The sequence below is a fragment of the Saccharibacillus qingshengii genome (genome assembly GCF_013185195.1).
Taxonomy (GTDB): domain Bacteria; phylum Bacillota; class Bacilli; order Paenibacillales; family Paenibacillaceae; genus Saccharibacillus; species Saccharibacillus qingshengii.
Map to the genome: position 1 here is coordinate 133,507 of NZ_JAAZWC010000002.1, position 23,319 is coordinate 156,825.

At 56.7% G+C, this 23,319-nt stretch carries 22 protein-coding genes and 1 tRNA gene; 20 read left to right on the plus strand and 3 right to left on the minus strand.

The window, feature by feature from the left end; genetic code table 11:
* Nucleotides 1–27: 27 nt before the first annotated feature.
* The 12 genes from HRQ60_RS02490 to HRQ60_RS02545 all read left to right on the plus strand — a co-directional run bounded on the left by HRQ60_RS02490 (nucleotide 28) and on the right by HRQ60_RS02545 (nucleotide 12,706).
* Nucleotides 28–564: a chromate transporter gene (locus HRQ60_RS02490; protein ID WP_172194061.1), complete on the plus strand. Its 537-nt coding sequence runs from the start codon at nucleotides 28–30 to the stop codon at nucleotides 562–564.
* A gap of 198 nt (nucleotides 565–762) precedes the next feature.
* Nucleotides 763–1,893 (plus strand): PP2C family protein-serine/threonine phosphatase, encoded by a 1,131-nt coding sequence (locus HRQ60_RS02495; protein ID WP_172194062.1) that lies wholly within the window; start codon nucleotides 763–765, stop codon nucleotides 1,891–1,893.
* 32 nt (nucleotides 1,894–1,925) lie between these two features.
* Nucleotides 1,926–4,040, plus strand: a complete 2,115-nt coding sequence (locus tag HRQ60_RS02500; protein WP_172194063.1) for a flagellar assembly protein A — start codon at nucleotides 1,926–1,928, stop codon at nucleotides 4,038–4,040.
* Nucleotides 4,041–4,082: 42 nt separating this feature from the next.
* On the plus strand, nucleotides 4,083–4,394 hold the full coding sequence (locus tag HRQ60_RS02505; RefSeq protein ID WP_172194064.1) for an STAS domain-containing protein: 312 nt from the start codon (nucleotides 4,083–4,085) through the stop codon (nucleotides 4,392–4,394).
* Nucleotides 4,395–4,485: 91 nt separating this feature from the next.
* A complete protein-coding gene (locus HRQ60_RS02510) occupies nucleotides 4,486–6,636 on the plus strand; it encodes an HD domain-containing phosphohydrolase (protein ID WP_172194065.1) in 2,151 nt (716 codons plus the stop codon).
* Between the two features lie 249 nt (nucleotides 6,637–6,885).
* Complete coding sequence (locus HRQ60_RS02515) at nucleotides 6,886–7,413, plus strand: GNAT family N-acetyltransferase (RefSeq protein ID WP_172194066.1); 528 nt, start codon at nucleotides 6,886–6,888, stop codon at nucleotides 7,411–7,413.
* Nucleotides 7,414–7,419: 6 nt separating this feature from the next.
* Nucleotides 7,420–8,283, plus strand: coding sequence for a transporter substrate-binding domain-containing protein (locus tag HRQ60_RS02520; protein WP_172194067.1), 864 nt, complete (start codon nucleotides 7,420–7,422; stop codon nucleotides 8,281–8,283).
* Between the two features lie 76 nt (nucleotides 8,284–8,359).
* Entirely contained in the window at nucleotides 8,360–9,142 is a 783-nt protein-coding gene (locus HRQ60_RS02525; protein WP_172194068.1) for an amino acid ABC transporter permease, read from the plus strand.
* Nucleotides 9,142–9,852, plus strand: coding sequence for an amino acid ABC transporter permease (locus tag HRQ60_RS02530; protein WP_172194069.1), 711 nt, complete (start codon nucleotides 9,142–9,144; stop codon nucleotides 9,850–9,852). The genes HRQ60_RS02525 and HRQ60_RS02530 overlap by 1 nt, the downstream gene beginning before the upstream one ends.
* Nucleotides 9,849–10,601 carry an amino acid ABC transporter ATP-binding protein gene (locus HRQ60_RS02535; RefSeq protein WP_172194070.1) on the plus strand — a complete coding sequence of 251 codons (753 nt, stop codon included), beginning with the start codon at nucleotides 9,849–9,851 and terminating at the stop codon, nucleotides 10,599–10,601. Before HRQ60_RS02530 ends, HRQ60_RS02535 begins: the two co-directional genes overlap by 4 nt.
* Nucleotides 10,602–10,822: 221 nt before the next feature.
* The gene (locus HRQ60_RS02540) at nucleotides 10,823–12,097 is read left to right on the plus strand and encodes an amidohydrolase (RefSeq protein ID WP_172194071.1); all 1,275 of its coding nucleotides are present in this window, start codon (nucleotides 10,823–10,825) and stop codon (nucleotides 12,095–12,097) included.
* A gap of 129 nt (nucleotides 12,098–12,226) precedes the next feature.
* Nucleotides 12,227–12,706, plus strand: coding sequence for a DinB family protein (locus HRQ60_RS02545; RefSeq protein ID WP_172194072.1), 480 nt, complete (start codon nucleotides 12,227–12,229; stop codon nucleotides 12,704–12,706).
* A 99-nt stretch (nucleotides 12,707–12,805) separates the two neighbouring features.
* Here the strand turns inward: HRQ60_RS02545 and HRQ60_RS02550 are convergent.
* Together HRQ60_RS02550 and HRQ60_RS02555 are read right to left on the minus strand one after the other, a co-directional pair.
* Nucleotides 12,806–12,879: transfer RNA gene (locus tag HRQ60_RS02550), tRNA-Pro, on the minus strand.
* A 146-nt stretch (nucleotides 12,880–13,025) separates the two neighbouring features.
* Nucleotides 13,026–13,973: a glycoside hydrolase family 43 protein gene (locus HRQ60_RS02555; RefSeq protein ID WP_172194073.1), complete on the minus strand. Its 948-nt coding sequence runs from the start codon at nucleotides 13,971–13,973 to the stop codon at nucleotides 13,026–13,028.
* Nucleotides 13,974–14,097: 124 nt separating this feature from the next.
* On the opposite strand from HRQ60_RS02555, the gene HRQ60_RS02560 reads away from it, so the two are divergent.
* The 5 genes from HRQ60_RS02560 to HRQ60_RS02580 all read left to right on the plus strand — a co-directional run bounded on the left by HRQ60_RS02560 (nucleotide 14,098) and on the right by HRQ60_RS02580 (nucleotide 19,979).
* On the plus strand, nucleotides 14,098–14,880 hold the full coding sequence (locus HRQ60_RS02560) for a helix-turn-helix domain-containing protein (protein ID WP_172194074.1): 783 nt from the start codon (nucleotides 14,098–14,100) through the stop codon (nucleotides 14,878–14,880).
* A gap of 139 nt (nucleotides 14,881–15,019) precedes the next feature.
* Entirely contained in the window at nucleotides 15,020–16,096 is a 1,077-nt protein-coding gene (locus HRQ60_RS02565; protein ID WP_343044593.1) for a LacI family DNA-binding transcriptional regulator, read from the plus strand.
* 419 nt (nucleotides 16,097–16,515) lie between these two features.
* A complete protein-coding gene (locus HRQ60_RS02570) occupies nucleotides 16,516–17,385 on the plus strand; it encodes an ABC transporter permease (protein WP_172194222.1) in 870 nt (289 codons plus the stop codon).
* 27 nt (nucleotides 17,386–17,412) lie between these two features.
* Nucleotides 17,413–18,324 carry a carbohydrate ABC transporter permease gene (locus tag HRQ60_RS02575; protein ID WP_172194223.1) on the plus strand — a complete coding sequence of 304 codons (912 nt, stop codon included), beginning with the start codon at nucleotides 17,413–17,415 and terminating at the stop codon, nucleotides 18,322–18,324.
* Between the two features lie 77 nt (nucleotides 18,325–18,401).
* On the plus strand, nucleotides 18,402–19,979 hold the full coding sequence (locus tag HRQ60_RS02580; RefSeq protein ID WP_172194075.1) for a DUF3502 domain-containing protein: 1,578 nt from the start codon (nucleotides 18,402–18,404) through the stop codon (nucleotides 19,977–19,979).
* A 128-nt stretch (nucleotides 19,980–20,107) separates the two neighbouring features.
* Here HRQ60_RS02580 and HRQ60_RS02585 read toward each other — a convergent pair whose 3' ends face one another.
* Nucleotides 20,108–20,713, minus strand: coding sequence for a DUF1349 domain-containing protein (locus HRQ60_RS02585; protein WP_172194076.1), 606 nt, complete (start codon nucleotides 20,711–20,713; stop codon nucleotides 20,108–20,110).
* Nucleotides 20,714–20,800: 87 nt separating this feature from the next.
* Between HRQ60_RS02585 and HRQ60_RS02590 the strand changes: the two genes are divergently transcribed.
* From HRQ60_RS02590 to HRQ60_RS02600, 3 genes are all read left to right on the plus strand, one after another.
* Nucleotides 20,801–21,307, plus strand: coding sequence for an MFS transporter (locus HRQ60_RS02590; protein WP_281358033.1), 507 nt, complete (start codon nucleotides 20,801–20,803; stop codon nucleotides 21,305–21,307).
* Between the two features lie 138 nt (nucleotides 21,308–21,445).
* Nucleotides 21,446–22,321 carry an ATP-binding cassette domain-containing protein gene (locus HRQ60_RS02595; RefSeq protein WP_172194078.1) on the plus strand — a complete coding sequence of 292 codons (876 nt, stop codon included), beginning with the start codon at nucleotides 21,446–21,448 and terminating at the stop codon, nucleotides 22,319–22,321.
* Nucleotides 22,318–23,037, plus strand: a complete 720-nt coding sequence (locus HRQ60_RS02600; protein ID WP_172194079.1) for a hypothetical protein — start codon at nucleotides 22,318–22,320, stop codon at nucleotides 23,035–23,037. Before HRQ60_RS02595 ends, HRQ60_RS02600 begins: the two co-directional genes overlap by 4 nt.
* The last annotated feature ends 282 nt before the right edge of the window (nucleotides 23,038–23,319 follow it).

Sequence of the window (23,319 nt, forward strand, 5' to 3'; positions counted from 1 at the left end):
GAAATGTAAGGATTAAGGAGGGAACTTATGCTGTGGGAGCTGTTCGCCCTCTTTTTCAAAGTGGGCTGCATGGCATTTGGCGGCGGATATGCCGTCATGAGTCTGATCCAGCGCGAGACGTCGGACCGGGGCTGGATCGATGCGGAGTCTTTTCGCGAGATCGGTTCGCTTGCCGGAATGGCTCCCGGTTCGATCGCGACCAACAGCGCAACGCTGATCGGGTATGCGCAGGCGGGAGCCGCGGGCGCGATTGCGGCCACGGTCGGTATTGTTCTTCCGTCGCTGCTGCTCGTTGCGGTGCTGACCGCCTTTTTCGTCCGGCTGCACGATCGATTCGGAGTCAAGGCGGCTTTTTACGGGCTGCGTCCCGTTGTCGTGGCGCTGATCGTGTATGCGGGGATTCATTTTGGCCTGGGAGGTCTGCTGTCGAATCCGCAGCCCGCCTGGACGATAGCCGGAACGCTGTTGATCTGCGGCGGCTGTCTGGTTGCGCTCGTGAAGACCAAACTGCATCCGCTGGCGGTTATTTTGCTGTCGGCCGCGGCGGGCATCATCTGGTTTTGAAAGACTTTGCTTTTCGGATTCCTTTTCCGGAGCAAAGTCTTTTTTGGGTTTTCATGGTAAACTCTCAGAGAAAGAGATCGCTTTCCTGATTATCTTCACAATCCGGGTCCCGAAGTCGATGATATAGATAACCTGTTCACTGTTGTTCAAAACCCGACAGGCGATCGATCACGACTTTTGCGCCGGAGGAGAAACGCCATGAGCATACTGATCGTCGACGATTCGATGATGAACCTCGCTTATTTCAAGCAGGTACTGTCGGAAGCCGGTTACTCGGCCATCGAGACGGCTTCCTCGGCGGAGCAGGCACTCGAACGGCTCGGCATGAGCGGAGGACGCGTTCCTCGCAAAGCCGCCGCCTTCGACCTGATTCTGCTCGATATCGTCATGCCGGATATGGACGGAATCGAAGCCTGCCGCCTGATCAAAGAATGTCCGCCTTATACCGACCTGCCTATTATTTTCCTGACGGGCGACCGCAGACATTTTAAAGAAGCGTTCGGAGCGGGGGGAATGGATTTTATCGAAAAAGGAGCGCCCGAATACGAACTGCTCGCACGCGTTCAATCGGCGATCCGCCTCAAAAAAGAAACCGATATTCGCAAAAGCCGCGAAATCGGTCTTGTCAAAGAACTGCAGCTTGCCAAACGGGTCCAAAAAACCGTTCTGCCCCCGCCGATGATTGAGCCGGGGATCGAAATCCACGCCCAGTATATCCAATCGGACGAAGTGTCCGGGGATATGTTCTACTGGACGCGGATCGACGACAAACGCTGCGGAGTCATGCTGATCGATGTGGCGGGACACGGTTTGTCGTCGGCACTGATCAGCATGTCCGTCCGTTCGCTGCTGGACGGTATGGTCAAGCGGATTTCCGATCCGTCCGAAGTCTGCCTGGAACTCAACAAACAGGTGTGCAGCCTGTTTGGCGGCAGTCGGGATTCCATTTATCTGACCGCTATTTATTTGTTGATCGACCAGGAAGCCCGGGAGATCCGCTACTTCAACGCTGGACATCCGCCGGGTCTTTTTTTTCAAACCGACCGTAAAGCGCATTATCTGGAAAATACGGGCGTGCCTCTGGGCATCCGCAAAACGATCGAAGGAGCCAGCGGCGTCTTCCATTATGAAGGGTCGGGAAAAATCCTGCTGTACACCGACGGACTGGTCGAGACTCCAAGGCAGTCGATCCGTGCGGGAATCGGTCAGCTGGAGCAGTACGCATCCCGGATCCGGTATCTGCCGAATGATCGTTTTACCGAGAAGCTGGCGGTGCTCGGGCAGGGCAAAAGCGATGACGTCTGCATCGTATCCATTCAATTGAATTGAGACGCGATTCGGCCGAAAGGAAGGGAATGTCGATGGAAAGATCTATTATTACACGAGCCAAAAGTGCCGAGACGGCAGTGGAAGAAGCGCTGAAACTCTTGGCGGTCAATCGGGAATCCGTACAGATCGAAATTATCGAACCGGGCGGCCGAGGACTGCTGGGCCTGGGCAGCCGCCTGGCGGTGGTCAAGGTCACGGTGCTTCAGATGCAGGAAGGACGCGGATCGGCGGCGCCCGATTCGGCCGCGGCTTCGCCTGGCCAAGCCGATCAGACCCTGTCCGCAGAAGCAGCCGCTTTTTCTAGGGAAGAACAGCCGACTGCCGCTCCGCCTCGCGCGGCCGAACAGATACAGGCGGTTCAAACCAAGCCGGTGTCCGCCGATGCAGAACCTGTGCAGCAGGGAGAAATCGGGATCGAGAACGGGGTTTTCCGAATTGTGGCTTCCGGCGATCGTCTGCCGCTGCTGACCGCGCCTGCAGGGGCTGTGCTGTACAAAAACGGGGTTCCGGTCGAAGGACGGGTCTCGGTGTCCCGGGAAGACCGCCTGGAACTCGAGTCCAAGCCGCAGGTCGAACCGGCCGTATGGCGGATCGAAATCGACGACTTCTGCCTTCGGGCCGAACTGCATATACAGCCGGGCTTCGAGACCCGCTATACGCTTATCGACTGCAAACCGCAGACGCATCTGAGCGTACCGGTACAGGCAAGCCGGACATTGCTTCCGGTTTCGGAAGCCGAAGTCGCCGCACGGCTCAAAGAAATGGGAGTTCTCTACGGGATCCGGCCAGCCGAGATCAAGGCGGCCTGTTTCACGGAGCACGCCGGCGTCTATACGGTGGCCGAAGGTTCTCCTGCCGTGCAGGGGACCAACGGAAGTTTTGAAATGAATTTCGAGACCGAAACCAAACATCTGGGTCCCAAAAACCGTGAAGACGGTACGATCGACTACCGGGAAATTGTCGAATTCCCAACGGTAGTCGAAGGCGATGTGCTGGTACGTACCCTGCCGGCCAAGCCGGGCCGTCCGGGCCGCGATCTGATGGACCGTCCGATCCAGCCGAACCCGGTACATCCGATCCAGCTGGCGGCCGGCGAAGGGGTCTCCGTCACGGAAGACGGCAGACGGGCGGTTGCGATCCGCTCGGGCATGCCTCGGGTCAAGCATCAGGCATTTCGCGTGCATTTGTCGGTACTTCCGAAGTTGTCGCATCGCGGCGATGTCGATTTGAAGTCCGGCAATATCCGGTTCCACGGCGATGTGGAGATTTCCGGCGGGATTCAAAATGGGATGAAAGTGGAATCGTTCGGCAGTCTTGCGGTTCGCGGGGCAGTCGGTTCGGCGACGATCGACGCGGCCTACTCGCTGATCGCGTCGGGCAGTCTGATCGGCGCGCAGGTGAATGTTGGCAAACGGAACGAATTTGTCGATCAGGCGGAGCCGATGCTGCTCGAGATCGCTTCGCAGACCTTGATGCTGCAGTCGGCGATCGAACAGCTCAGCCAGACGGCCGCGTTCAAGCTGAACGACCTGCAGCAGACGGGACTCGGCGCTCTGCTGAACGTCCTGCTGCGCGGCAAATTCAAGACGCTGCATGCCGTGTTGGTCCGTTTCTCGGAGCAGGCCGGCAAAAACGAAGCGCAGCTGGACGAAGAATGGGCGGCCTACGCGACTCGTCTCAAGACCGGTTTTCTCGATTTGAGGCTGGGCGGTTTCCGCAACGCTTCGGAACTCGATCTGTTCCGCCGCCGGACGCTCGAATTGTATGAATCCCTCTGCGGACCGGAAGACCGGCCGATCTTTGCGGATATCCAATATGCCCAGAACAGTCATCTGTACTGCGGAGGCAGCGTTCGGGTCGCGAAAGGCTGTTACAACACGACCCTCTACTGCCAGGGGACGCTCGATTCGGGCGGAACGCTGCGGGGCGGGGTGTATTTTGCCGGAAAAGGAATCAACGTCAAGGAAGTCGGGGCGCACGGCGGCGTGGCAACGAAGCTTCAAGTATCGGAAAAGGCTTCGATCAAAGTAGGAAACGTCATGGAAGGCACGATCGTCCAGATCGGCCGGCGTTCGTTCCAGTTCATCGAAGCGGCTTCGAATGTACACGGGCGGCTGGGGCCCTCCGGTGAACTGCTGCTTTTCTGAACGGGGAAGCGAAATCGATCTACGAATAAAAGGAGGAACAGCATGTTTGCTTACCGGATTGACCAAAATGAAGATGAAGTGGTTGTAGTCTTTGAAGGGGATCTCGATATTGACAGCAGCGAGGTGCTGGAAGAAGATATTTTGCCCGTCGTTTCGGAATATCCGAATATCCGGCTTAATTTCGGCGAAGTCTATTTCGTCGATTCGTCGGGGATCGGCCTGATTATCCGTACGGTCGATGAACTGAGAGAAGGAGGGCGCTCCGTCAAGATTCAGAATGTGCGTCCCGAGGTGCTGGAAGTATTCGAACTGCTGCAAATTCGTGAGATTCTCGGCGAAGAAGTATTCGAGTAGACCTTTCGCTGCGCATCCCGATAGAGAAACATAAGGTCGACACCGCAGGACCTTACCGGTCCTGACTTCCCGAAGAAAGGAGCGGATGAGCGTGAACTTACCCCCGAATGCGGCAAAAGGCAAAGAGTTGGCTTATCCGTTCTGGGCACTGGCCGGCTTTCTCTATGGAGCCATGCTGGCCGTCGGGGCCGGACAGGTACCGTGGAGACTTGTTCTGCCGATTCTGCTGCTTACGCTGCTGCTGGATTTACTGCCGATTCGGCTTATCAGCGGAGACGAATTCGGAGCCGGGCTGATCGGGTTTCTGTCGCTCTTGATCGGATTCGGCCTCTATACGGCGCTGCTGGGCGTATTTATCAGCAGTCTGGCGAATGAAGCGCGTCAGTGCGGATTCAGACCCAAAGCGTTCGATCCGGTTCGCTGGTTCGCGAGGCTGGCCGTTTATACGCTCAGTACATGCGGAGCCGCGCTTACGCTGCAGGGACTGCACGCGTTGGAGGCCGACAGTTCTCTGTACGTGCAGGCTGCCGCAGCGGCGTTCGCATTCAAAGCGGTCAAAATGTCGCTGGATGCCGCGATGCGTAGAATGCTGTCCGATATCGCACTGCTCGCGGATATTCGAGGCCGGCTGCGGGAAGCGGTGATTCCGATTCTGCTCTGCATCCTGGTGATTCCGCATTTTCTCGGTACGCTGAACCGGAGCGATATGGTCTACCAGCTCGCTTTTACCGGGCTGCTGCTGTTTTTTATTCTGTACTTCTCGAGTGTTTACGTGCGGGAAGTCACCGGATGGCGCCGCACCTTCGAACGTTTCAGCCTGCTGTTCGAGTCCCGGCTGTCGCCGGATCTTGAAGGTCACGGCATACGTACCGGCGTGATTGCCGATCATCTGCTGGACCGTTTCTCCTATCCGCGCGAGAAAAAAAGAGTGCTGGTCCAGGTAGCGATCCAGCACGATATCGGCAAGTCGGCGCTGCCCGCTTATTTGTTCAACAAACGGGGGGCCTTGTCGCTGTCCGAAGAAGACGAATATCGCTCCCACAGCGAAAAAGGCGCCGATATTATCCGGACGCTCACCGAAGACGCACGGGCGTCCCGGTGGGTACGGCATCATCACGAGCGTTGGGACGGCAAAGGATTTCCATCGGGCCTCAAAGGAAAAGATATTCCGTACGAGTCCCGGATCCTTGCTCTGTGCAGTCGACTCGATCATCTGATCCGGCGCGAACCCGACGACGAAGCGGTCTGCCGGTCTGTTCATAAGCTGTCCGGTCGCGAACTGGATCCGGCACTGGCATCGGCGGTGGACACGAACCTGCTGCAGCGGCTGCGCGAGCAGCTGACCCAGCGGGGGCTGATGTTCCTGCCGATTCCGGAACCGGAAGGCAAGCAGGCGGGGGAAGCGCACCGCACCGGGCCGGAGTCGTCCGCCGGGAACGAACAGGGTTCGTACGTCGGAGCAAGCGTGCTGCTTAAGCTGGCTTCGGACGGTCTGCTGTACGGACTGGAACAGCCGGAGCTCGAAGCGGATATCGTCCGGCTGGCGCGCCGGGCCCAGGAGGAACAGTCTTCGTTCTACGAGATTCTGCCCTGCGAAAAACGGACTTACGAAGCCCACTTTTATCCGGAACACGGAGAAGTCCGGATCGTGCTGACGGATATTACGCCGGCGATCGCTTATCGGGAGAAACTGCACAAAGAGATGATGCTGTCGTACCGGGAGATCATGTCGGCGCTCTCGTCAGGCAAAGTCTCGCTCTGCTTGACGGAGCGTGAACTGCTTGAGCGACTGGGTGAGCGTTTAGCTGCCATTCAGGTTGCCGAGCGTACGGATGTAGGGCGAAGCCGGGATCTGGCGGCGGGATTTATGCAGCCGGGAGATCCCAAACGCATCATGCAGATCAAGCTGGCGGTATCCGAAGCGGCCACCAATGTGCTCAAACATGCTTTGGGCGGCGAAGTCACTTTGTTTGTCCGCGAACAGGGCCTGCAGGTACTGGTCCGCGACGACGGTTCGGGTATTGCGCTGCATGAGCTGCCCAAAACCTTTGTCGTTTCCGGCTACAGCAGCAAAAAGTCGCTTGGACGCGGCTTTGGCGTCATGTATGCTTCGGCCGACCGGATATTTCTGTATACGGATGCCAAAGGAACGCGGGTGCTGCTGGAATTCGACGGCATCCAGAATCTCGGCGAAACCGTTCTTCAAACGGGAGACGTGCAGGCGCAGGGAATGTCGCGCTAGATTTCGAACGGCAGCCGGGTCCGTCGCGGCGCCCGAGCAGCAGAATCGAATAGAGTGGAGCAAGAAGCGGACCTGCAGGTCCGCTTTTTTGTGCAATCCGGAGCGGACGGCCGCAGCCGCTTATCAATCTTTTGTATAAGCGAATCGAAAAACTCTATTAGCCCCGCCGTGTTTCCGGTGATAAAGTTAACAGCAATCAATCCCGAGTAAACAAATCGGCGATATGTAATTAAAGCGGAGGTGCCGAAAATGAGTGAAATTTACCGGAGAGCCGAAGCGCGGGATGCGGAGCGGCTGGTCGATATTACGTACCGGGCTTACGAGGTGATCCGCGAGCTGGGTCTGCACTGGCCCGCAGCCCATGCTGATCTGCCGCTGGTGCTGCAAAACATTGAGGAGAACGAATGTTACCTGCTGGAAGCGGACGGGGTCCCGGTCGCTACGCTGACCCTCTCCACCAACGGGGAAAGCAAAGCGATTACGGATCTTCCTTTTTTCAAATGGTTCGCAACCGATCCGGCTTTTTCCGGCAAAGGGTACGGGGGACGGCTGATCGATTGGGTCGAGCGCGAGATTGTATGGGGCCGGTACGGACACCGCGAAGTGACGCTGGCAACGGCGCAGAAGCATCCCTGGTTGGTACAGATGTACGAACGCCGCGGATATGAACGCATTCTGGAGATCGATACGAAGAACGGGGACGGCCTCATGTACCTGTTCCGCAAAAACATCGCCGATTACCGCTATTCGGATCCATACGCCATTCAAAGGGGATAAATAAAAATGAAGATCGAGACGAGCGCAAGAAAAAGAAAAAACGGGTTGATCGTATCCGCACTGGGTTTGATGCTGCTGGCTTCCGGCTGCGGAGCAAGCGGCGAAAAGACGGCACAGGCATCCGGCTCGGCCGCGGACGCGTCCGGCGAGAAGGTTACGAAGATCGTGGTCGGCACGGGAACCGGCTTCCCGCAGGTCTGCTTCCTGGACGAGAACGGCAAGCTGACCGGCTTCGACGTCGAACTGCTGCGCAAGATCGACGAGCGGCTGCCGCAGTACGAGTTCGAATTCCAGACGATGGATTTCGGCAACCTGCTGCTGAGCCTGGAGACGGACAAGATCGATCTTGTCGCTCACGTGATGGAGAAAAATCCGGAGCGCGAGCAGAAATATGCGTTCAACTCCGAAGCGTACGCGCATTGGCGCAACCGGATCGTCGTCGCCAAAAACAACGATTCCATCCGTACGCTCGATGATCTGCAAGGCAAAAAAGTACTGACCAGCGCCACGAGCGCCGAAGCGCAGATCGTTGAGAACTACAACAAGGAACATGACGCCAAGATCAATATCGTCTATCAAAGCGGTCAGGCCAACGATACGGTCAGCCAGATTGCTTCCGGACGCGTCGACGCGACGATCGCGGCCGATTTCGTGGTTCCGGTTATCGATCCGCAGGGCCAGCTCAAGCAGGTGGGCGAAGAACTCACATCCGACGATGTGCTGTATGTATTCCGCAAAGACGATGCCGATTCCGCGGCACTGTCGGGCGCCATCGACGGAGTGGTAAAAGAACTCAAACAAGACGGCACATTAAGCGATCTGAGCGTGGAATGGCTGGGCAGCGACGTCACGGGCGATCATGCCAAATAAAAAAGAACCGAGTCTTTTCGTTGACGCATGCAGATAACCTACCCGGAAGTCCGGGATAAAAGAAAGGAGATTGTCGATGGGCGCACCTTTTGAAATCGGCTACGTCTTTTCGTTCCTGCCGAAGCTGCTGGAGACGCTGGGCGTTACGCTCCTGATCGTCGCCGGTTCGCTGTTGACGGGGATCGTGGCCGGATTTCTGGTCGCGCTGCCCCGCATGTACAAGATTCCGGTCCTGCGTACGCTGTCCGGTCTGTACCTGTCTTTTTTTCGCGGAACCCCGATTCTGATCCAGCTCTTCTTGTTCTATTACGGCCTGCCGGAGCTGCTGAAGCCGCTGGGCTTCGACTTGAGCCGCGCACCGGTGCTGTTCTTCGTCATTCTCGCCTATGGACTGCACACCGGAGCCTACGCGGCGGAGATGATTCGCGCTTCGGTCGAAGCGGTGGACCGGGGGCAGGTCGAAGCGGCTTACGCATCGGGTATGACCTCTTATCAGGCCTTCTCCCGGATTGTGCTGCCGCAGGCGCTTGCCATCGCGGTACCGGTCTTCTCGAATCTGGTCATCGCGCTGCTCAAAGACACTTCGCTTGCATTCACGCTCGGCGTGATGGAGATGACGGGCAAAGCGCAGACGCTCGGCACGCTGACCCAGCATTTTTTCGAGACGTATATCGCGCTGGCGCTTATCTATCTGGTCATCAGTTTCACGCTCGAAAAGGTGCTGCTGGCCGCCGAATACCGTTTGAAACGTCATGAAGTCCGGGAAGAGAAAGTCGGCCGCAGCTTCAAACTGAGACGAAAAGGCTCGTACCGGGCCGTGCTGGCGGATATCGATGCCGGAAAAGGAGGGAGACTCTGATGCAGCTTGATCCTTCGTTTATTTGGACGGCATTCTGGCAAATTCTCCGCGCGATTCCGACCACGCTGTCGATCACGGCCGTATCGGTGCTGCTCGGTTTTGCGATCGGAACGGTAACGGCCCTGGTCCGTCTGTACCGGGTTCCGGTGCTGTCGCAGATGGCGTCGGCTTACGTCACGTTCATTCGCGGCACGCCGATGCTGACGCATCTGCTGCTGATCTACTTCGGTCTGCCGATGCTGATCGACGGATTGGCCGAATCGCTTGGCTGGAGCTTCCGCTCCGTGTCGATTCCCATGATCGGCTTCGCCTATATTTCGTTCTCGATCACGGCCGGCGCCTATATGTCGGAAGTGGTGCGGGCCGGTATGCAGGCGGTCGACCGCGGACAGGTCGAAGCGGCGCATTCCGTCGGGATGACCTCGTTTCAGGCGCTGCGCCGGATTTCGTTTCCGCAGGCTTTGGCCGCCGCGCTGCCGAACCTGGCCAACTCGGTGATCGGGATGCTGCACGGTTCGACGCTCGCTTTTGCCGTGTCGGTGGTCGACATCAATGCGCAGGCGCAGATCGTCGCTTCGACCAATTGGAAATTTTTCGAAGCTTATCTGGCGGCGGCCTTGATCTTCTGGGGGCTGACGGTGCTGATCGAACGCGCCGCGGCGCTGATCGAGAAACGGGTCGGGGCTTACAATCGGGGAGGTGTGGCATGATCGAGTTGAAAAAGATCTCAAAATCGTTCGGACGCCACCGGGTGCTCCAAGATATCAGCCTGAGTGTCAAGACGGGCGAGGTAGTCGTGATTCTCGGCCCCAGCGGATCGGGGAAGACGACACTGCTGCGCTGCGTCAATTATCTCGAAAAGCCGGCCAGCGGCGAGATCGCGGTAGGCGATTTCAAGATGGACTGCGCGCAGGCCAAGCGCGGCGATATTCTGCGATTGCGGCGCAAAACGGCGATGGTCTTCCAGCAGTATAATCTGTTTCGTCACAAAACGGCGCTGGAAAACGTCATGGAAGCTCTGCTTGTCGTCAAAAAGATGCCGGCCGCCGAAGCGCGGAGCCGCAGCGTCGCCCTGCTTGAAAAAGTCGGCCTCGGCGGTAAGTTGGACGAGTATCCGAGCCGCCTGTCCGGCGGCCAGCAGCAGCGGGTCGGCATTGCCCGGGCACTTGCGCTCGAACCGGAAGTAATCCTGTTCGACGAGCCGACATCCGCCCTCGACCCCGAGCTGGTCGGCGAAGTCCTCGAAGTCATCCGCGATATCGCCCGCGAAGGCATCACCATGATCGTCGTGACGCACGAAATGGGCTTCGCCCGCGACGTGGCCAACCGCGTCGTCTTTATGGACGGCGGCGTGGTCGTCGAAGAAGGCACGCCCGACGATGTCTTCCAGCATCCGAAAGAAGAACGCACCAAACAGTTCCTTCGCCGGATCACCCCCGAAGCTAACTGGGTGATTTAGTGCGTTGAACGAAATCTGCCGAAGCCTACGGGTAGGCGTGATTGCGTTCAATGCACCGGACTTCGGCAAAGCTGCCGAAGCCAAAATGAAGGGCGCGCTGTGCGGAAGTCTTTCGTGCGTTGAACGAAATCTGCCGAAGCCTACGGGTAGGCGCGATTGCGTTCAATGCACCGGACTTCGGCCGAGCCGTGTAAGCCCAATCGAGAAAGGAGGCTGTGCCCATGACTCGTGTCAGAGAGTCCTTGTTTAATCGGACAGACCCGCTTCGTATCGGCGAAGCCAAGCCGGCGTACTCTCCGGATGCCGGGCTGCCCGCTTCTGCGGATTCCACGGCCGAACCTTCGATTATCTGCGAATCCGAAGAATGGATTGCGATCCGGCGCCATCTGCACCGGTATCCGGAGCTGTCCGGCGAGGAATACGAGACGACCGCCTATCTGCGGGAACGCCTGGAGAATCTTGGCATCCGGATTGTCGATTACGGCCTTGAGACCGGTCTGGTCGCCGAGATCGGCAGCGGGGAAGGTCCGATTGCCGCGCTTCGCGCCGATATCGACGCACTGCCGATCGAAGAAGAGACCGGATTGGAGTATGCGTCAACCCGTCCCGGCAGGATGCATGCCTGCGGCCATGATTTTCATGCCGCGGTGCTGATCGGCGCGGCGCAGCTTCTCAAGCGGCGCGAAGCGGAGCTGCCGGGAACGGTCCGGCTGCTGTTTCAACCTGCCGAAGAGCGGGCCAAAGGCGCCAGGCAGCTGATTCAAGCCGGAGTGCTGCAGGGCGTAGGCGCCGTGATCGGCCAGCATAACAAGCCGGATCTGCCGGTAGGCACGATCGGGATTACGGCGGGGCCGATCATGGCGGCCTCGGACGGATTTACGGTAACGGTCAGAGGCACGGCGTCGCATGCCGCCGTGCCGGAAGCCGGGATCGATCCGATCGTGACCGCTGCCCATATCGTCACGGCGCTGCAGACGATCATCGGCCGCAGTATCAGCGCCCAAGAGCGGGCTGTCGTCAGCGTGACCCAGGTACACGCCGGGAATACATGGAACGTCATTCCCGATACGGCCGTGCTGCAGGGCACGATCCGCTCGTTCGACGAGTCCGTGCACAGCCGGATCAAAAAACGCTTCGCGGAGATCGCCGGCGGCGTGGCATCGGCGTTCGGGGCGGAAGCGTCCGTCCGGTGGAGCGGCGGACCTCCGCCCGTTGTGAACGATGCGGCGCTGACCGCTTTGGCCGGAATTTGCGCGCACGGACTCGGGCTTCGGGTCGCGGAGGGCATCACTTCGCCCGCCAGCGAAGATTTTTCTTTTTACCAGCAGAAGGTGCCCGGTGTCTTCTTGTTCGTCGGCACTTCCGGCGATAGGGAATGGCATCATCCGGCGTTTGAATTGAACGACGCTGCGCTGCCCGGAGCCGCATCGCTGTTGGCGGAGCTGGCGGTCCGGACGCTGCTTCATCTGTCGGAAACCGTGGAAAAAGAGGATTGATTATGTATAATCATTATATGAAAAATTCACAATAATGACCCTGAATAGATCCGAAAAATCGAATATCCAGTAAATCGGAAAAACCAAACGAAACCAGCAGCAGACTTATTCGAACAGGGAGGGAAAAAGATGAGCGAATCGGGGATTGCCGACTTTTCGGATACATCTCGCCGCCTGCGGCAGGCGATCGAAGGATTGGATGAACGGGAACTAACCTGGAAAGCCGCTCCCGGCAGTTGGAGCATTACGGAAGTGCTCGGCCATCTGTCGGATCACAGTCTCGTGGTCTCGTTTCGGCTGCGGGCCGTTTTGGCCGGATCGACCGAGACTCTTCCGGCGTTCGCCCAAAACGCCTGGGTAGAGAACCAGCATACGAATGAAGGGGCAACAGGCGATATTTTGGAAGCTTTTCAAGCGCTGCTGAAGTTTAATACCCTGCTGCTCCGCCGCCTCGAACCCCACGAATGGGAGTACGGCGGAGTAAACGCGCAGGGCAGCAGGGTCACGATCGCCGATATAGTCCGTGGGTTTTCGGCGCATGTGGATCGGCATCTGGGCCAGATCGACCGAATCCGTGCGGCGCAGGCCGAAGAGAGCCGCAGGGTCTAAGCGCCGCGATCTGCTGCAAACTATCAAGAGAGCCGCATAAAAAAAGGATAAGAAAAAGCCCGTTCGCATGTGCGAACGGGCTTTTTACGGTATAACGGATCGGGATGACACGATTTGAACATGCGACCCCCTGGTCCCAAACCAGGTGCTCTACCAAGCTGAGCTACATCCCGAAATAAATAATTCCTACAGCATTAGATTATACGTACTTCTAACCTAGCTGTCAACTATTTTTCGAAAAATACGCACAAGAAAAATATACGGAACCGGCAGGCTGCAATGGGGAGCCGTTCTGCCGGTTCACGTCACAGGACTTGTGTTACGCCCGCTGCTCCCAGTCATACGCCCGAATCCGCTCATACTCGCTTTGCGTAATCCCGAGCACGGTGCCGTGCTTGAAGCCATAAGGGAAGCTGAAGCTTGCGTCGGACCGGATAAACCGCCCATCCGCCAGGCTGTCCGCGATAAACGGAACGTAACCCTGACCTTCGCCTTGCACGCCGTAGAAATCAAGCATGAGGCACCATTTGCCGTCGCGCAGCCGGAAAGCGGTGGGAGCTTCATAGACGCCCTGCTCAAGCTTGGCCATTTCTTCGTCAAAAGCGGTATTGCGCACATAATCGTCGCCCGTCAACGAAGAGCCTTTTTCCAGGATCAGCGTCTCGGGATTGGCTTCGCTTTTGAGGAACCGGTAGAACAAGCCGTCTTCTTCGTAGATCGCCGAGTCGATAATCCCGCTGTCCGCTTTGCGGCAAAGCAGTTTCGGTTCGGTAAAATGTTCGAAGTCCCGGGTGCGGGAATAATAGATGGCTTTCGGCCCGTAATCGTTGGACGCATGCGAAGACGACCAGTGCAAGAGGTAATCGCCTTCCTGCGGGTCGCGAATGATATCGGGCGCCCACAGGCAGCCGAACTCTTCGCTGCCGAGCTCGATCAGCCGCTGCTCCGACCAGTTGACGAGATCGTCCGACGACCAGAGCGACAGACTTTTGCTTCCGCCGGTTCCGATATTGGCCCAATCCCCTTGGTATTTGCCGTGAAAAGAGTTTGCCAGGCTGAGGTCGGTCGCAAGAATATGGAACCGGCCTTCGTCCGTACGGACGATCGTATGGTCGCGAACCCCTTTTTCCCCGAGCACGCTTTCCAGGACCGGAAGTCCGCCGTTCACTTGTTCCCAATGAAAGCCGTCCGTGCTGAGCGCGAAGTACACCTGCTCGCCGTCCGGCGTCTTTTTTTCTTTGAAATGCACGAATAGGTAAGCGTCCAAGTTCGATCCCTCTCCTTCGTCGATATCCTTTTCACCATACCCGTTTGCCGAAAGGCGAAGCAATGAATTATAATGGCTAAAAACTGACGGATCGTGCTTGAAAGGCGATTGAAGGAGGGACGCAATGATCCGGTTGGTCAGCTGCGGTTGCCGGTTCACGCACCGCGAAGGCATATCGATCGAACGCCCGCATGGTGCGGGAAATTACGCTTTCGTCTTCTTTCGCTCGAAGGCGGAAGTCACCGTGAACGGACGAAGCCGGCAGGCGGAATCGAATTCGTATATCCTGTTCTCGCCGGATTCGCCCCATGCTTATCGAGACCTTGAACAGCCTTATGTCAACGATTGGTTTCACTGTGAAGGCGAAGGGATTGAAGAACTTCTGCGGCGGCTCGGGTTTCCGACGGACCGGCTGCTCCCGGCTTCCGATCCTTCCCTCGTCCCGAGGCATATTCTGGAGCTTCAGAACACCGGGCGGGAAGGCGGACCTTTTCAGGAAGAGATCGCGGAACTCGAACTGCGCAGTCTGCTGACCAAACTTGCGGCGGCGCAGGCACGCGATACGGCCCCTGCCCGGACGCTCCGCTACGCGGAACAATTATCCCGGCTGCGCGCCGACTTGTACGGTTCCCCGGATGCCCGGATCTCGGTAGAAGAACTAGCATCCCGGGTCAACTTGAGCAAGTCTTACTTTCAACATTTGTACAAAGAAACATTCGGCTGCTCTGTCGTCACCGACATGATCCGCGGCCGTGTGGAGTATGCCAAGTATCTGCTCGCCAGCACCGCTCTATCCGTCGGAGAAATCGGGAGACTATGCGGGTATGATAGCGAGACGCATTTCATGCGGCAGTTCAAGCAGTTTGCGGGCATGACGCCGGGTGCGTACCGCAAAGGATTACGCTGATAAATACCCGCCGCCGATACCGCTATCGATCCGCCGTTCGGCGAGCTTCTTTTTCGTTGCTTCCGGCAAAAGGGGCGCGTATAATCGAACCCAGGATGAAACCCGTTTCACAAACAAAAAATTCCAAGGGGAAAGAGGAATGCCGATGCGTCCGGTAACCGTCTACGATATCGCAAGGGAAGCCAATGTGTCCGTAGCTACCGTCTCCCGAGTGCTCAACAACACCGCTCCCGTCAAAAAAGAAACCCGGGAACGGATCGTCGCACTCATGCACAAGCATCAGTTTCAGCCGAACGCGCTGGCCCGAAGCCTGTCGCGCAAGGAGACGGGGATGATCGGATTCATTCTGCCGGATATCACCAATCCTTTTTTTCCCGAGGTGCTGTCCGGGTTCGACTACGAAGCGCGCAAATTGGGTTATACCTATTTCCTGTGCGATACGATTTCCACGAACGAAGAAAACGAGCGTCTGTACGATCGCCAATATGAACGCGAGTCCCAGTATCTGAGTCTGCTTATGGAGAAGCAGGTCGACGGCATCGTAATCATCGGCGGACGGGTCGATCTGGCCAAACCGGGCGAAGAACTGGCGCGAGAAGTCGAAGAAGCGGCCAAGCGGGTGCCGGTTCTGCTGCTCAACGGCAATCTGCCGCAGACCCATCTCAACCGGATCGCCGCCGACCAGAAGCTGGGGGCGCAGCTCGCCGTGCAGCATTTGATCGACCTGGGCCATCGGGATATTGCCGTGATCGGCGGTTATGCCAAGATGACCAATACCCAGCAGCGGCTGCTCGGCTTCCGCACGGCAATGAAGGAAGCAGGGCTGAACGTACGCAAGGAATGGGTGCTGACCGAAGGGTTTTCCGTGCAAAAAGGTCAGGAATTCGCTTCGCGCCTGCTGGGAGCGAAGCGCCGTCCGTCGGCTATTTTCTGCATGAACGACCTGCTGGCGATCGGCGCGCTCAAAGCGGCTCACCGCCTCGGGATCCGGGTGCCGGAGCAGCTGTCGATCGTCGGATACGACGATATTCCGCAGGCGACCTACAGTATTCCGGAGCTGACGACCGTCTCGTTGCAGTCTCAGGAAATCGGCCGTCAAGCCGCGAAAACACTGGACAAGATGATCGCCGGCAAAAAAGTTCCGCGTCTGCAATCCATCATGCCGGAACTGATCGTACGCGAAACGACGGCTCCCTTCACGGAGCCGTCCGCCTAAAAAATATTGCGAAAAATATTGACAACAGCAGAAACAGGGATTATTCTGATGTCAAAAGAAAGCCCTTACATTTTGATTTCGAATGAAACGGGTTTCACTAAAAGTCGCCGCACTGGTACCTTGTCAACTCTTAACCTTACCTCACCTCCAGCGTTGACAAGGTACTAACAGGGAGCTATCCGGGAATATCGCTTAAACTCGTATTTTAAGTATGAGAAGAACGCATAAACCTGACAAGATAGGTCCCTTTTTACGGCCGCAAAAATGTAATCGGTTTCATAGTTGGACGTTCTCGTCGACCTGAGAAGGAGGGGATTGCATTGTCCGTATTGACCGAGAAAGAAAGAAGCCTGGAGCTGGAGAATCGGCGGGCAGGTTCCTGGTGGAAAAAGTTCAAGAACAACCGCACGCTGCTCATCATGTGTCTGCCCGCCATTGTCTTTTTCGTCATCTTCGCGTACCTGCCGATGCCGGGACTGTATCTGGCCTTTATCAAGTACAACTACTCGGACGGTATTTTTAACAGCCCGTTCGTCGGATTCGAAAACTTCCGCTTCCTCGTGATTACGGGAGACTTGTGGAAGCTCACCTTCAACACCGTCGCGTACAACCTGGCGTTTATCCTGCTGGGCAACGTGCTGCAGATCGCGGTGGCGGTGCTGCTCAACGAACTCAAAGGCAAGTGGTTCAAAAAGATTTCCCAGACGCTTATGTTCCTGCCCCACTTTATCTCCGCTGTTCTGATCGGCCTGATCGCCTACAACATCCTCAGCTACGACTACGGCCTGCTTAACGGAATCCTTCAAGCCCTCGGAATGGAACCGCTCAAAGTCTATTCGACGCCGAACGCGTGGCCGTTCATCATCGTGCTTACCTACCTCTGGCAGGCGACAGGCTACGGATCGATCATTTATTTCGCCGCCATCATGGGACTCGACAACGAAGTGGTGGAAGCCTCGGAGATCGACGGAGCGAACGCGTTCCAGCGTATCCGCCATATCGTGCTTCCGTGGCTCAAACCGACGTTCATCATCTTGCTGCTCTTCTCGCTCGGGGGCGTGCTCAAAGGCAACTTCGGACTCATCTACAACCTGGTCGGAGCCAACAATACGGCGCTCTACGCGACTACCGATATTATCGAGACGTACGTGTTCCGCTCGCTGATGACCAACTTCAACTTCTCGCTCGGCAGTGCGGTCAGTTTGTACCAGTCGCTGTTCGGCTTTGCGATCGTATTGACGGCCAACTGGCTGGTTCGCAAATTCTCGCCGGAGAATTCACTCTTTTAGGAAAAGGAGGAGTACACGATGGGCGTTATGGATGAAGAAAGGGTCAGCACTCGAAAAACGACGGATCGAAGCAGTATCATCATTCGCGCAATCAGTTATGTCTGTATCGGCGGGTTCGCGCTCTGCTGTCTGCTGCCGTTCCTGCTTGTACTCGGGACTTCGTTTACTTCGGAAGCTGCCGTCAAACAAAGCGGCTTCAATTTCTGGCCCAAAGAATTCAGTACGTTCGCTTACCGGATCGTGCTGGAGAACCCGACACAGATCCTCGGTTCTTACCTCGTGACGATCGGCATCACGGTGACGGGGACCGCCGCAGGCCTGCTGATCGTGGCTATGACCGGCTACGCGCTGCAGCGTCCCGACTTTATTTTCCGCAACAAAATTTCGTTCTTTATCTACTTCACGACTTTGTTCTCCGGGGGACTGGTCCCGTTCTATCTTCTTATCACCCAGTACCTGCACCTCAAGGACAATTATCTGGCGGTTCTGCTGCCGGGGCTGCTCAGTCCGTTCCTGATTATCATGATGAAAAGTTTCGTCCGTTCGATCCCGCATGCGATTACCGAATCGGCCAAAATCGACGGCGCCGGCGATTTCACGATCTTCGTCAAGCTGATTCTGCCAATGACGACGCCTGCACTGGCCACAATCGGATTGTTTATCGCTCTCGGCTACTGGAATGAATGGTACAATTCGATGCTGTTCCTGTCTTCGGATATGGAATTCAGGCCGCTTCAGCTGTATCTGTACAATGTAGTCACCAAAGCCGACGCCATCCGCAACTCCGCGGCTGCTTCGAATGTACCGCTCAGCGATGTGCCGATCGAGACCATGAAGATGGCAATCGCGGTTATCGCGACAGGGCCGGTCATTCTGTTCTACCCGTTCGTACAGCGTTACTTCATCAAAGGCATTACGGTAGGAGCGGTCAAAGGCTGATCGTTTCCCGTTTCATACGTAAGCCAGCCGATTTGAAAAGTTTGGCCACCACCAAATTGTTCGAAGGGGGTATACAGATGTTGAGATGGAAAAAGGGATGGGCACTGCTGATGACGGCGATGCTGGTTGTGCTGACGGCCTGCGGAGGAAGCGGGGGCGGAGGCGGAGGAACGAGTGCTTCGGGCGGAACGACGGCCGACGGCAAACCCGATACTTCGAAGTTCGTGAAGATCAGCTACGTGGTTCTCGGCGACAAACCTCAGAACGGCCAGTTCGAAGCGGTGATGGACAAAGTCAACGTCATCATGAAAGAAAAAATCAATGCCGAACTGGAATGGAAATGGGTCGAGTGGGCGGATTGGCAGACCAAATACAATCTGCTGCTGGCATCCGGCGAACCGGTTGACCTGATTACGATCGGAACGGATTGGCTGGATACGTGGGCGAATGCGCAGCGCGGAGCGTTCATGAATCTGGACGAACTGCTGCCGACCTACGCGCCGGAGACCTGGAAATCGATTCCGGAAGAAGACTGGAACGAAAGCAAATACAACGACAAGATCGTTCTGATTCCTGAAAACGATTACACGCAGTGGGTCAACCACGGGTTCTTCTACCGCGGCGATTGGGCCAAGGAAGCGGGAATCACCGAGCCGATCAAGAACTGGGAACAAATCGGCGATTACCTGCAGTATATCAAAGACAACAAGCCGGACGTCGTGCCGTGGGATATGGCTTCGGGTGCCCAGACTTGGGGCGGTTATGTTCAATCGTACACGGACAACCTCGATCTGCCGATCTCGACCGGCTATATGCCGATCTTCACCGCCGTATCGAACGACGAGAAATACACGGTAGCCGAGCCGGTATTCAGCGATACGCTGGTCGATTACGCGACGATGATGAAAGACTGGGCGGACAAAGGGTTCTGGCGCGAAGATGCCCTGAACAACAAAAACGATAACCGCGTTGCGCTCAAAGCCGGCCTGTCCGGTATGGACCAGCATCATACGCAGACCTTCTCGGGACTTCGCGTCGAGATGGACAAAGCACAGCCGGGTTCGGAACTGCAAATGTTCGCCTTTAATACAACGGGCGGCAAAAACCTGATGGAGCTGTCGATTACGCACGGCGGCACCTCGCTCGGCGCGCACAGCAAGAATCCGGAACGCGCCCTGATGGCTTATGACCTGATCCGCAACAACGAAGAAATCTACCACCTGCTCAATTACGGTCTCGAAGGCGTACAGTACGAACTCAAAGACGGCAAGCGGACACGTCCGGAAGGCTACGAAGAAGCGCGCGATCAATTCTACTCCGACTTCTGGGGCGGACGCGTGGACAAGTTCGAAATTCCGAGCGATACGACTTGGGACAAGATCGATACGGTCTATGCCGAATACGACAAGATCAAGATTCCTTATCCTTACGGTCAATTTGTCTTTGACAAGACCGCAGTCGAGAGCGAACTTACCGCTATCTCGCAGGTAGCGGGCGAGCTTGGTCCGGCGCTTAACTTCGGTAAAGTCGCCGATCCGGTTCAGGCGGTCGAAGAATTCCGAGCCAAGCTCAAGACGGCTGGCTACGACAAAGTCAAAGCCGAACTGCAAAAACAGCTCGATGCGTACAAAGCGAAGATGGAAGCACAGCAGTAAAGGCGCAAGCTTTTACTCGGGGCGAAGCGGAGAAATCCAAACGAACGCTGCATGCGATCCGAAGAAACCCTCGACTGTCCAATCGGCAGTCGAGGGTTTCTTTTTGATATTCGGTTTGCGGTTCGGGATCAGATTCCGGCCCGAATGTTTTTGACCGTCTTGTTTTCCAGCGAAAAGTCCGAATAGATGCGTTCTCCGCCTTGTCCGGTCGGGGCCTGCGGCACGAATCCGACTTTGACCGTATCGCCGACAGGCAGCGTGAAGTAGCGAATCATATCGTAGCGAATCCCGTCTACCGAATAGTGGAAAGCAAACGACGGACCGACGCGTGCGATCTGAAGCCAGGCCTGCTTGCCGTCCAGATTGCTGCCGTTGGCATCGTCGGATACTTGATTGGTGACAACGCTGACGATCGCATTCGTTTCGAAATCGGTACGCTCGAAGCAGAGTTTGGCCCAGACGTTCAAGTCCTGCATGACCATGACCGAAGCGGAATCGTAGACGTCTTTGAAATCATGTTCGACCTTGACGCGCATCACAAAATCGCCTTCCGCTTCCGTGTAAAAGAAAGGAGCGTTAGTGAGTGATTCGGGAGTCGTCCCTTCTTCGGAAGCGTTCCCATGATTGCAGAAAAAATCGCTGTTCGCAGGAGCTTCCAGAACGATTCGTTGCTCTTCGAAACGGATCTTGCTTTCGTTCAACCAGCGGAAATGTTGGAAATCGGACGGATTCAAACGAAATTCCTCCTTAGGTAATCCGGATTGGAGAAGCTTCCTGTCAAGGGACCCTTCTCTCTATGATTATACCCTCTATTACTGGTGATGCTTTTCTATAACGGTTCGGAAACGGCGGTCGGCTTGTGGGCGGCGTCTTACCTCATTGCGGGCAAAGGTTTGGCCGTCAACGAAGCCGCCGCGTATTCTTCGCTTTATTTTATCGGGATTATCGTCGGCCGGATCTTGTCCGGGTTTCTCTCCGAGCACCTATCCGCCAAGCGGCTGATCCGTTACGGCATCCTGATCGGCGCTTTGGGTTTGTGGGTGCTGATCGGCTCTTCGGGGATGATTCTGGCCGGCATCGGGTTGTTCGTACTTGGTTTCGGCGGCGCTCCGATCTATCCGAGCCTCGTACATATGACGCCGGAGCGCTTCGGGAAAAAAGCTTCGCAAAGCGTCATCGGCCTTGAAATGGCCAGCGCTTACACCGGGTCCACCGTCATTCCGCTGCTGGTAGGTCTCGTTGTGGGATCGCTTGGCATGGCCGTGATGCCCGTGGTCTTTCTGCTCTTGTTCGCGGCTATGTTTGTTTCGTCGATATTGATGCGATAACCGCGAAGAAGCCGAATATTCGGGCATACACATAGAGATCGGCCTCGATTCCCGCAGCGGGATTCGGGGCTTTTTGTCAGGGGCTTTTTTGAAAATGCGATGCAATTCCCTTAAGATGGGAAAGGAGGAGATGAATTTATGGATATGGCGAAAACGGCAGCCGAACCGCTGCTGAGGTTGGAACAAGTTAGCAAGATTTACGGTTCAAAGCAGGTGTTGAACGGGATTTCGTTGATCCTGTACCGGGGAGAAAGTCTGATTCTGCGCGGCGGCAACGGTTCCGGCAAGAGCACGCTGCTCAAGCTGATCGCCGGACTTATTCCGGCTAGCACAGGCAGAGCGGCAGGTGCGGCGTCCGGACTGCGTATCGGGTTCGCGCCGGACCGGCTGCCCAAGCTGCGCATGACGTCCGAAGAATATTTGATGCATATGGGCCGGATCGCCGGCATGGCGAAAGCTTCCGCAGCCGAGAGGATCCAAGAGCTGCATACGCTGTTGGAACTGCCGGCAGGCAGTCGGTCGATGCTGATCCATTATTCCAAAGGCATGCTGCAAAAAGTGAATCTGATGCAGGCCTGCCTGGCCGAACCCGACCTTCTTCTGCTGGATGAGCCGTTCTCGGGTCTGGATGTCAACGCTTCGGACAAACTGCTGGCTCTGCTGCACGGTCTCCGGGCGAAAGGGACGGCGGTTGTCACCTCGCTGCATGACCCGCTGCCCTCCTGGGAAAGCGCGAGTACCACGTATCGGCTGCACGAAGGACGCCTCGTTCCGGAAGAAAGCGGCCGAAGCGGCGAGCCGCACACGGAATCCGCTTTTTACGAGTTGGACGGGCTGCTGCCGGAATTCTCGCGTCTCGTTCTGGCCGGACACTTCCCGGATACGGCTTGGACAGCGGCCGGACAAGCGGTGCGCTGCCGGATTCCGGCTTCCGACTGCCAAGCGTTTCTGCATGAATTCTGGCAGGCGGAAGGGACCGTATTGTCGCTGAATCGGAAGGAGGAGAGCCGGTGATCGCCATGCTGGAGTACGTACACCGCTGCTTTATCCGTTCTTACCGTTACGGGGCGCCCACGGTCATCTACATAGGCATCCTTCTGCTGATCTACAGCATGGGCAATAATGCCATTATGGACAGCTATGCGTTTACGTCTTCGATGCTGTTCGTCGCCGCAGCGGCGATCGGAAGTCTGGTGATCGATGTCGAAGTCTTCAATCAGGAGATGGCGACGACGCTGCATGCCCGCAGTCTGGTTCGGCTGAGCGCCGCCAAACTGCTTTACGGTTGGATGTTCGCTTCGGTACTCGGTTTGTTCGCCGTGCTGTATCCGGCCCTGCTCGGCCGGTTCGAACGGCTGCCAAACGTCGAGGAACTGACGATGGGGCTGCTGTATCATGTCTTCTTGGCCGGACTCGGAGTCTCGCTCGCCGGCTGGTTCAGCGTCAAGCTGTTCGAGTCGCGCTTCTATGCGATGCTGGGGTTGTGCATCTGGATTGCGCTGGCGTTTGGCGCGCGCGGTATCGCCCATGCGCTTCCGGACGGTTGGAGCGGGATCACTTACCTGCTGCCGCCTATCCAATTGACGCTGCATGCGCTTATGTTCTACGACGGACTGCCGACCGGAGCCAAATGGAGGCCGCTCGGCGCTTTGCTGCTGTATGCGGGAGTCTCGGTTGGTCTGCTGCTGGCTGTGCTGAACCGGCGCCGGCTCGATTATCCGGGAGAATGAATCTTTCCGGATTTGGTGACGTTGGCCAACGGGATAATGGAATGCTAACGGAACCAGGAGACGCTTAGCGGGTATTTTGGAACGTTTGAGAATTTTAACGGATTCAGATGACGCTTAGAATGAATTTGGGCTTGTTTTTGGCGGAAAAAGAGTACGAAAAAGCGGCTAACGGAACTACGACCCGTTAAAGATAGGGAAAGGCTGGATTCGGCGCTCTAACGGACATACAATCCGTTAGCCGAGCCGAGCCGAGCCGAGCCGAGCCGAGCCGGAAGGAGGCCC

Bases quoted from the DNA above. Each gene is read 5' to 3' on its own strand.
- HRQ60_RS02535 (WP_172194070.1), top strand. From the start codon at position 9,849: ATGATCGAGTTGAAAAAGATCTCAAAATCGTTCGGACGCCACCGGGTG.
- HRQ60_RS02520 (WP_172194067.1), top strand. From the start codon at position 7,420: ATGAAGATCGAGACGAGCGCAAGAAAAAGAAAAAACGGGTTGATCGTA.
- HRQ60_RS02580 (WP_172194075.1), top strand. From the start codon at position 18,402: ATGTTGAGATGGAAAAAGGGATGGGCACTGCTGATGACGGCGATGCTG.
- HRQ60_RS02595 (WP_172194078.1), top strand. From the start codon at position 21,446: ATGGATATGGCGAAAACGGCAGCCGAACCGCTGCTGAGGTTGGAACAA.
- HRQ60_RS02575 (WP_172194223.1), top strand. From the start codon at position 17,413: ATGGATGAAGAAAGGGTCAGCACTCGAAAAACGACGGATCGAAGCAGT.
- HRQ60_RS02565 (WP_343044593.1), top strand. From the start codon at position 15,020: ATGCCGATGCGTCCGGTAACCGTCTACGATATCGCAAGGGAAGCCAAT.
- HRQ60_RS02495 (WP_172194062.1), top strand. From the start codon at position 763: ATGAGCATACTGATCGTCGACGATTCGATGATGAACCTCGCTTATTTC.
- HRQ60_RS02490 (WP_172194061.1), top strand. From the start codon at position 28: ATGCTGTGGGAGCTGTTCGCCCTCTTTTTCAAAGTGGGCTGCATGGCA.
- HRQ60_RS02530 (WP_172194069.1), top strand. From the start codon at position 9,142: ATGCAGCTTGATCCTTCGTTTATTTGGACGGCATTCTGGCAAATTCTC.
- HRQ60_RS02545 (WP_172194072.1), top strand. From the start codon at position 12,227: ATGAGCGAATCGGGGATTGCCGACTTTTCGGATACATCTCGCCGCCTG.
- HRQ60_RS02505 (WP_172194064.1), top strand. From the start codon at position 4,083: ATGTTTGCTTACCGGATTGACCAAAATGAAGATGAAGTGGTTGTAGTC.
- HRQ60_RS02560 (WP_172194074.1), top strand. From the start codon at position 14,098: ATGATCCGGTTGGTCAGCTGCGGTTGCCGGTTCACGCACCGCGAAGGC.
- HRQ60_RS02570 (WP_172194222.1), top strand. From the start codon at position 16,516: ATGTGTCTGCCCGCCATTGTCTTTTTCGTCATCTTCGCGTACCTGCCG.
- HRQ60_RS02500 (WP_172194063.1), top strand. From the start codon at position 1,926: ATGGAAAGATCTATTATTACACGAGCCAAAAGTGCCGAGACGGCAGTG.
- HRQ60_RS02515 (WP_172194066.1), top strand. From the start codon at position 6,886: ATGAGTGAAATTTACCGGAGAGCCGAAGCGCGGGATGCGGAGCGGCTG.
- HRQ60_RS02590 (WP_281358033.1), top strand. From the start codon at position 20,801: ATGCTTTTCTATAACGGTTCGGAAACGGCGGTCGGCTTGTGGGCGGCG.
- HRQ60_RS02540 (WP_172194071.1), top strand. From the start codon at position 10,823: ATGACTCGTGTCAGAGAGTCCTTGTTTAATCGGACAGACCCGCTTCGT.
- HRQ60_RS02525 (WP_172194068.1), top strand. From the start codon at position 8,360: ATGGGCGCACCTTTTGAAATCGGCTACGTCTTTTCGTTCCTGCCGAAG.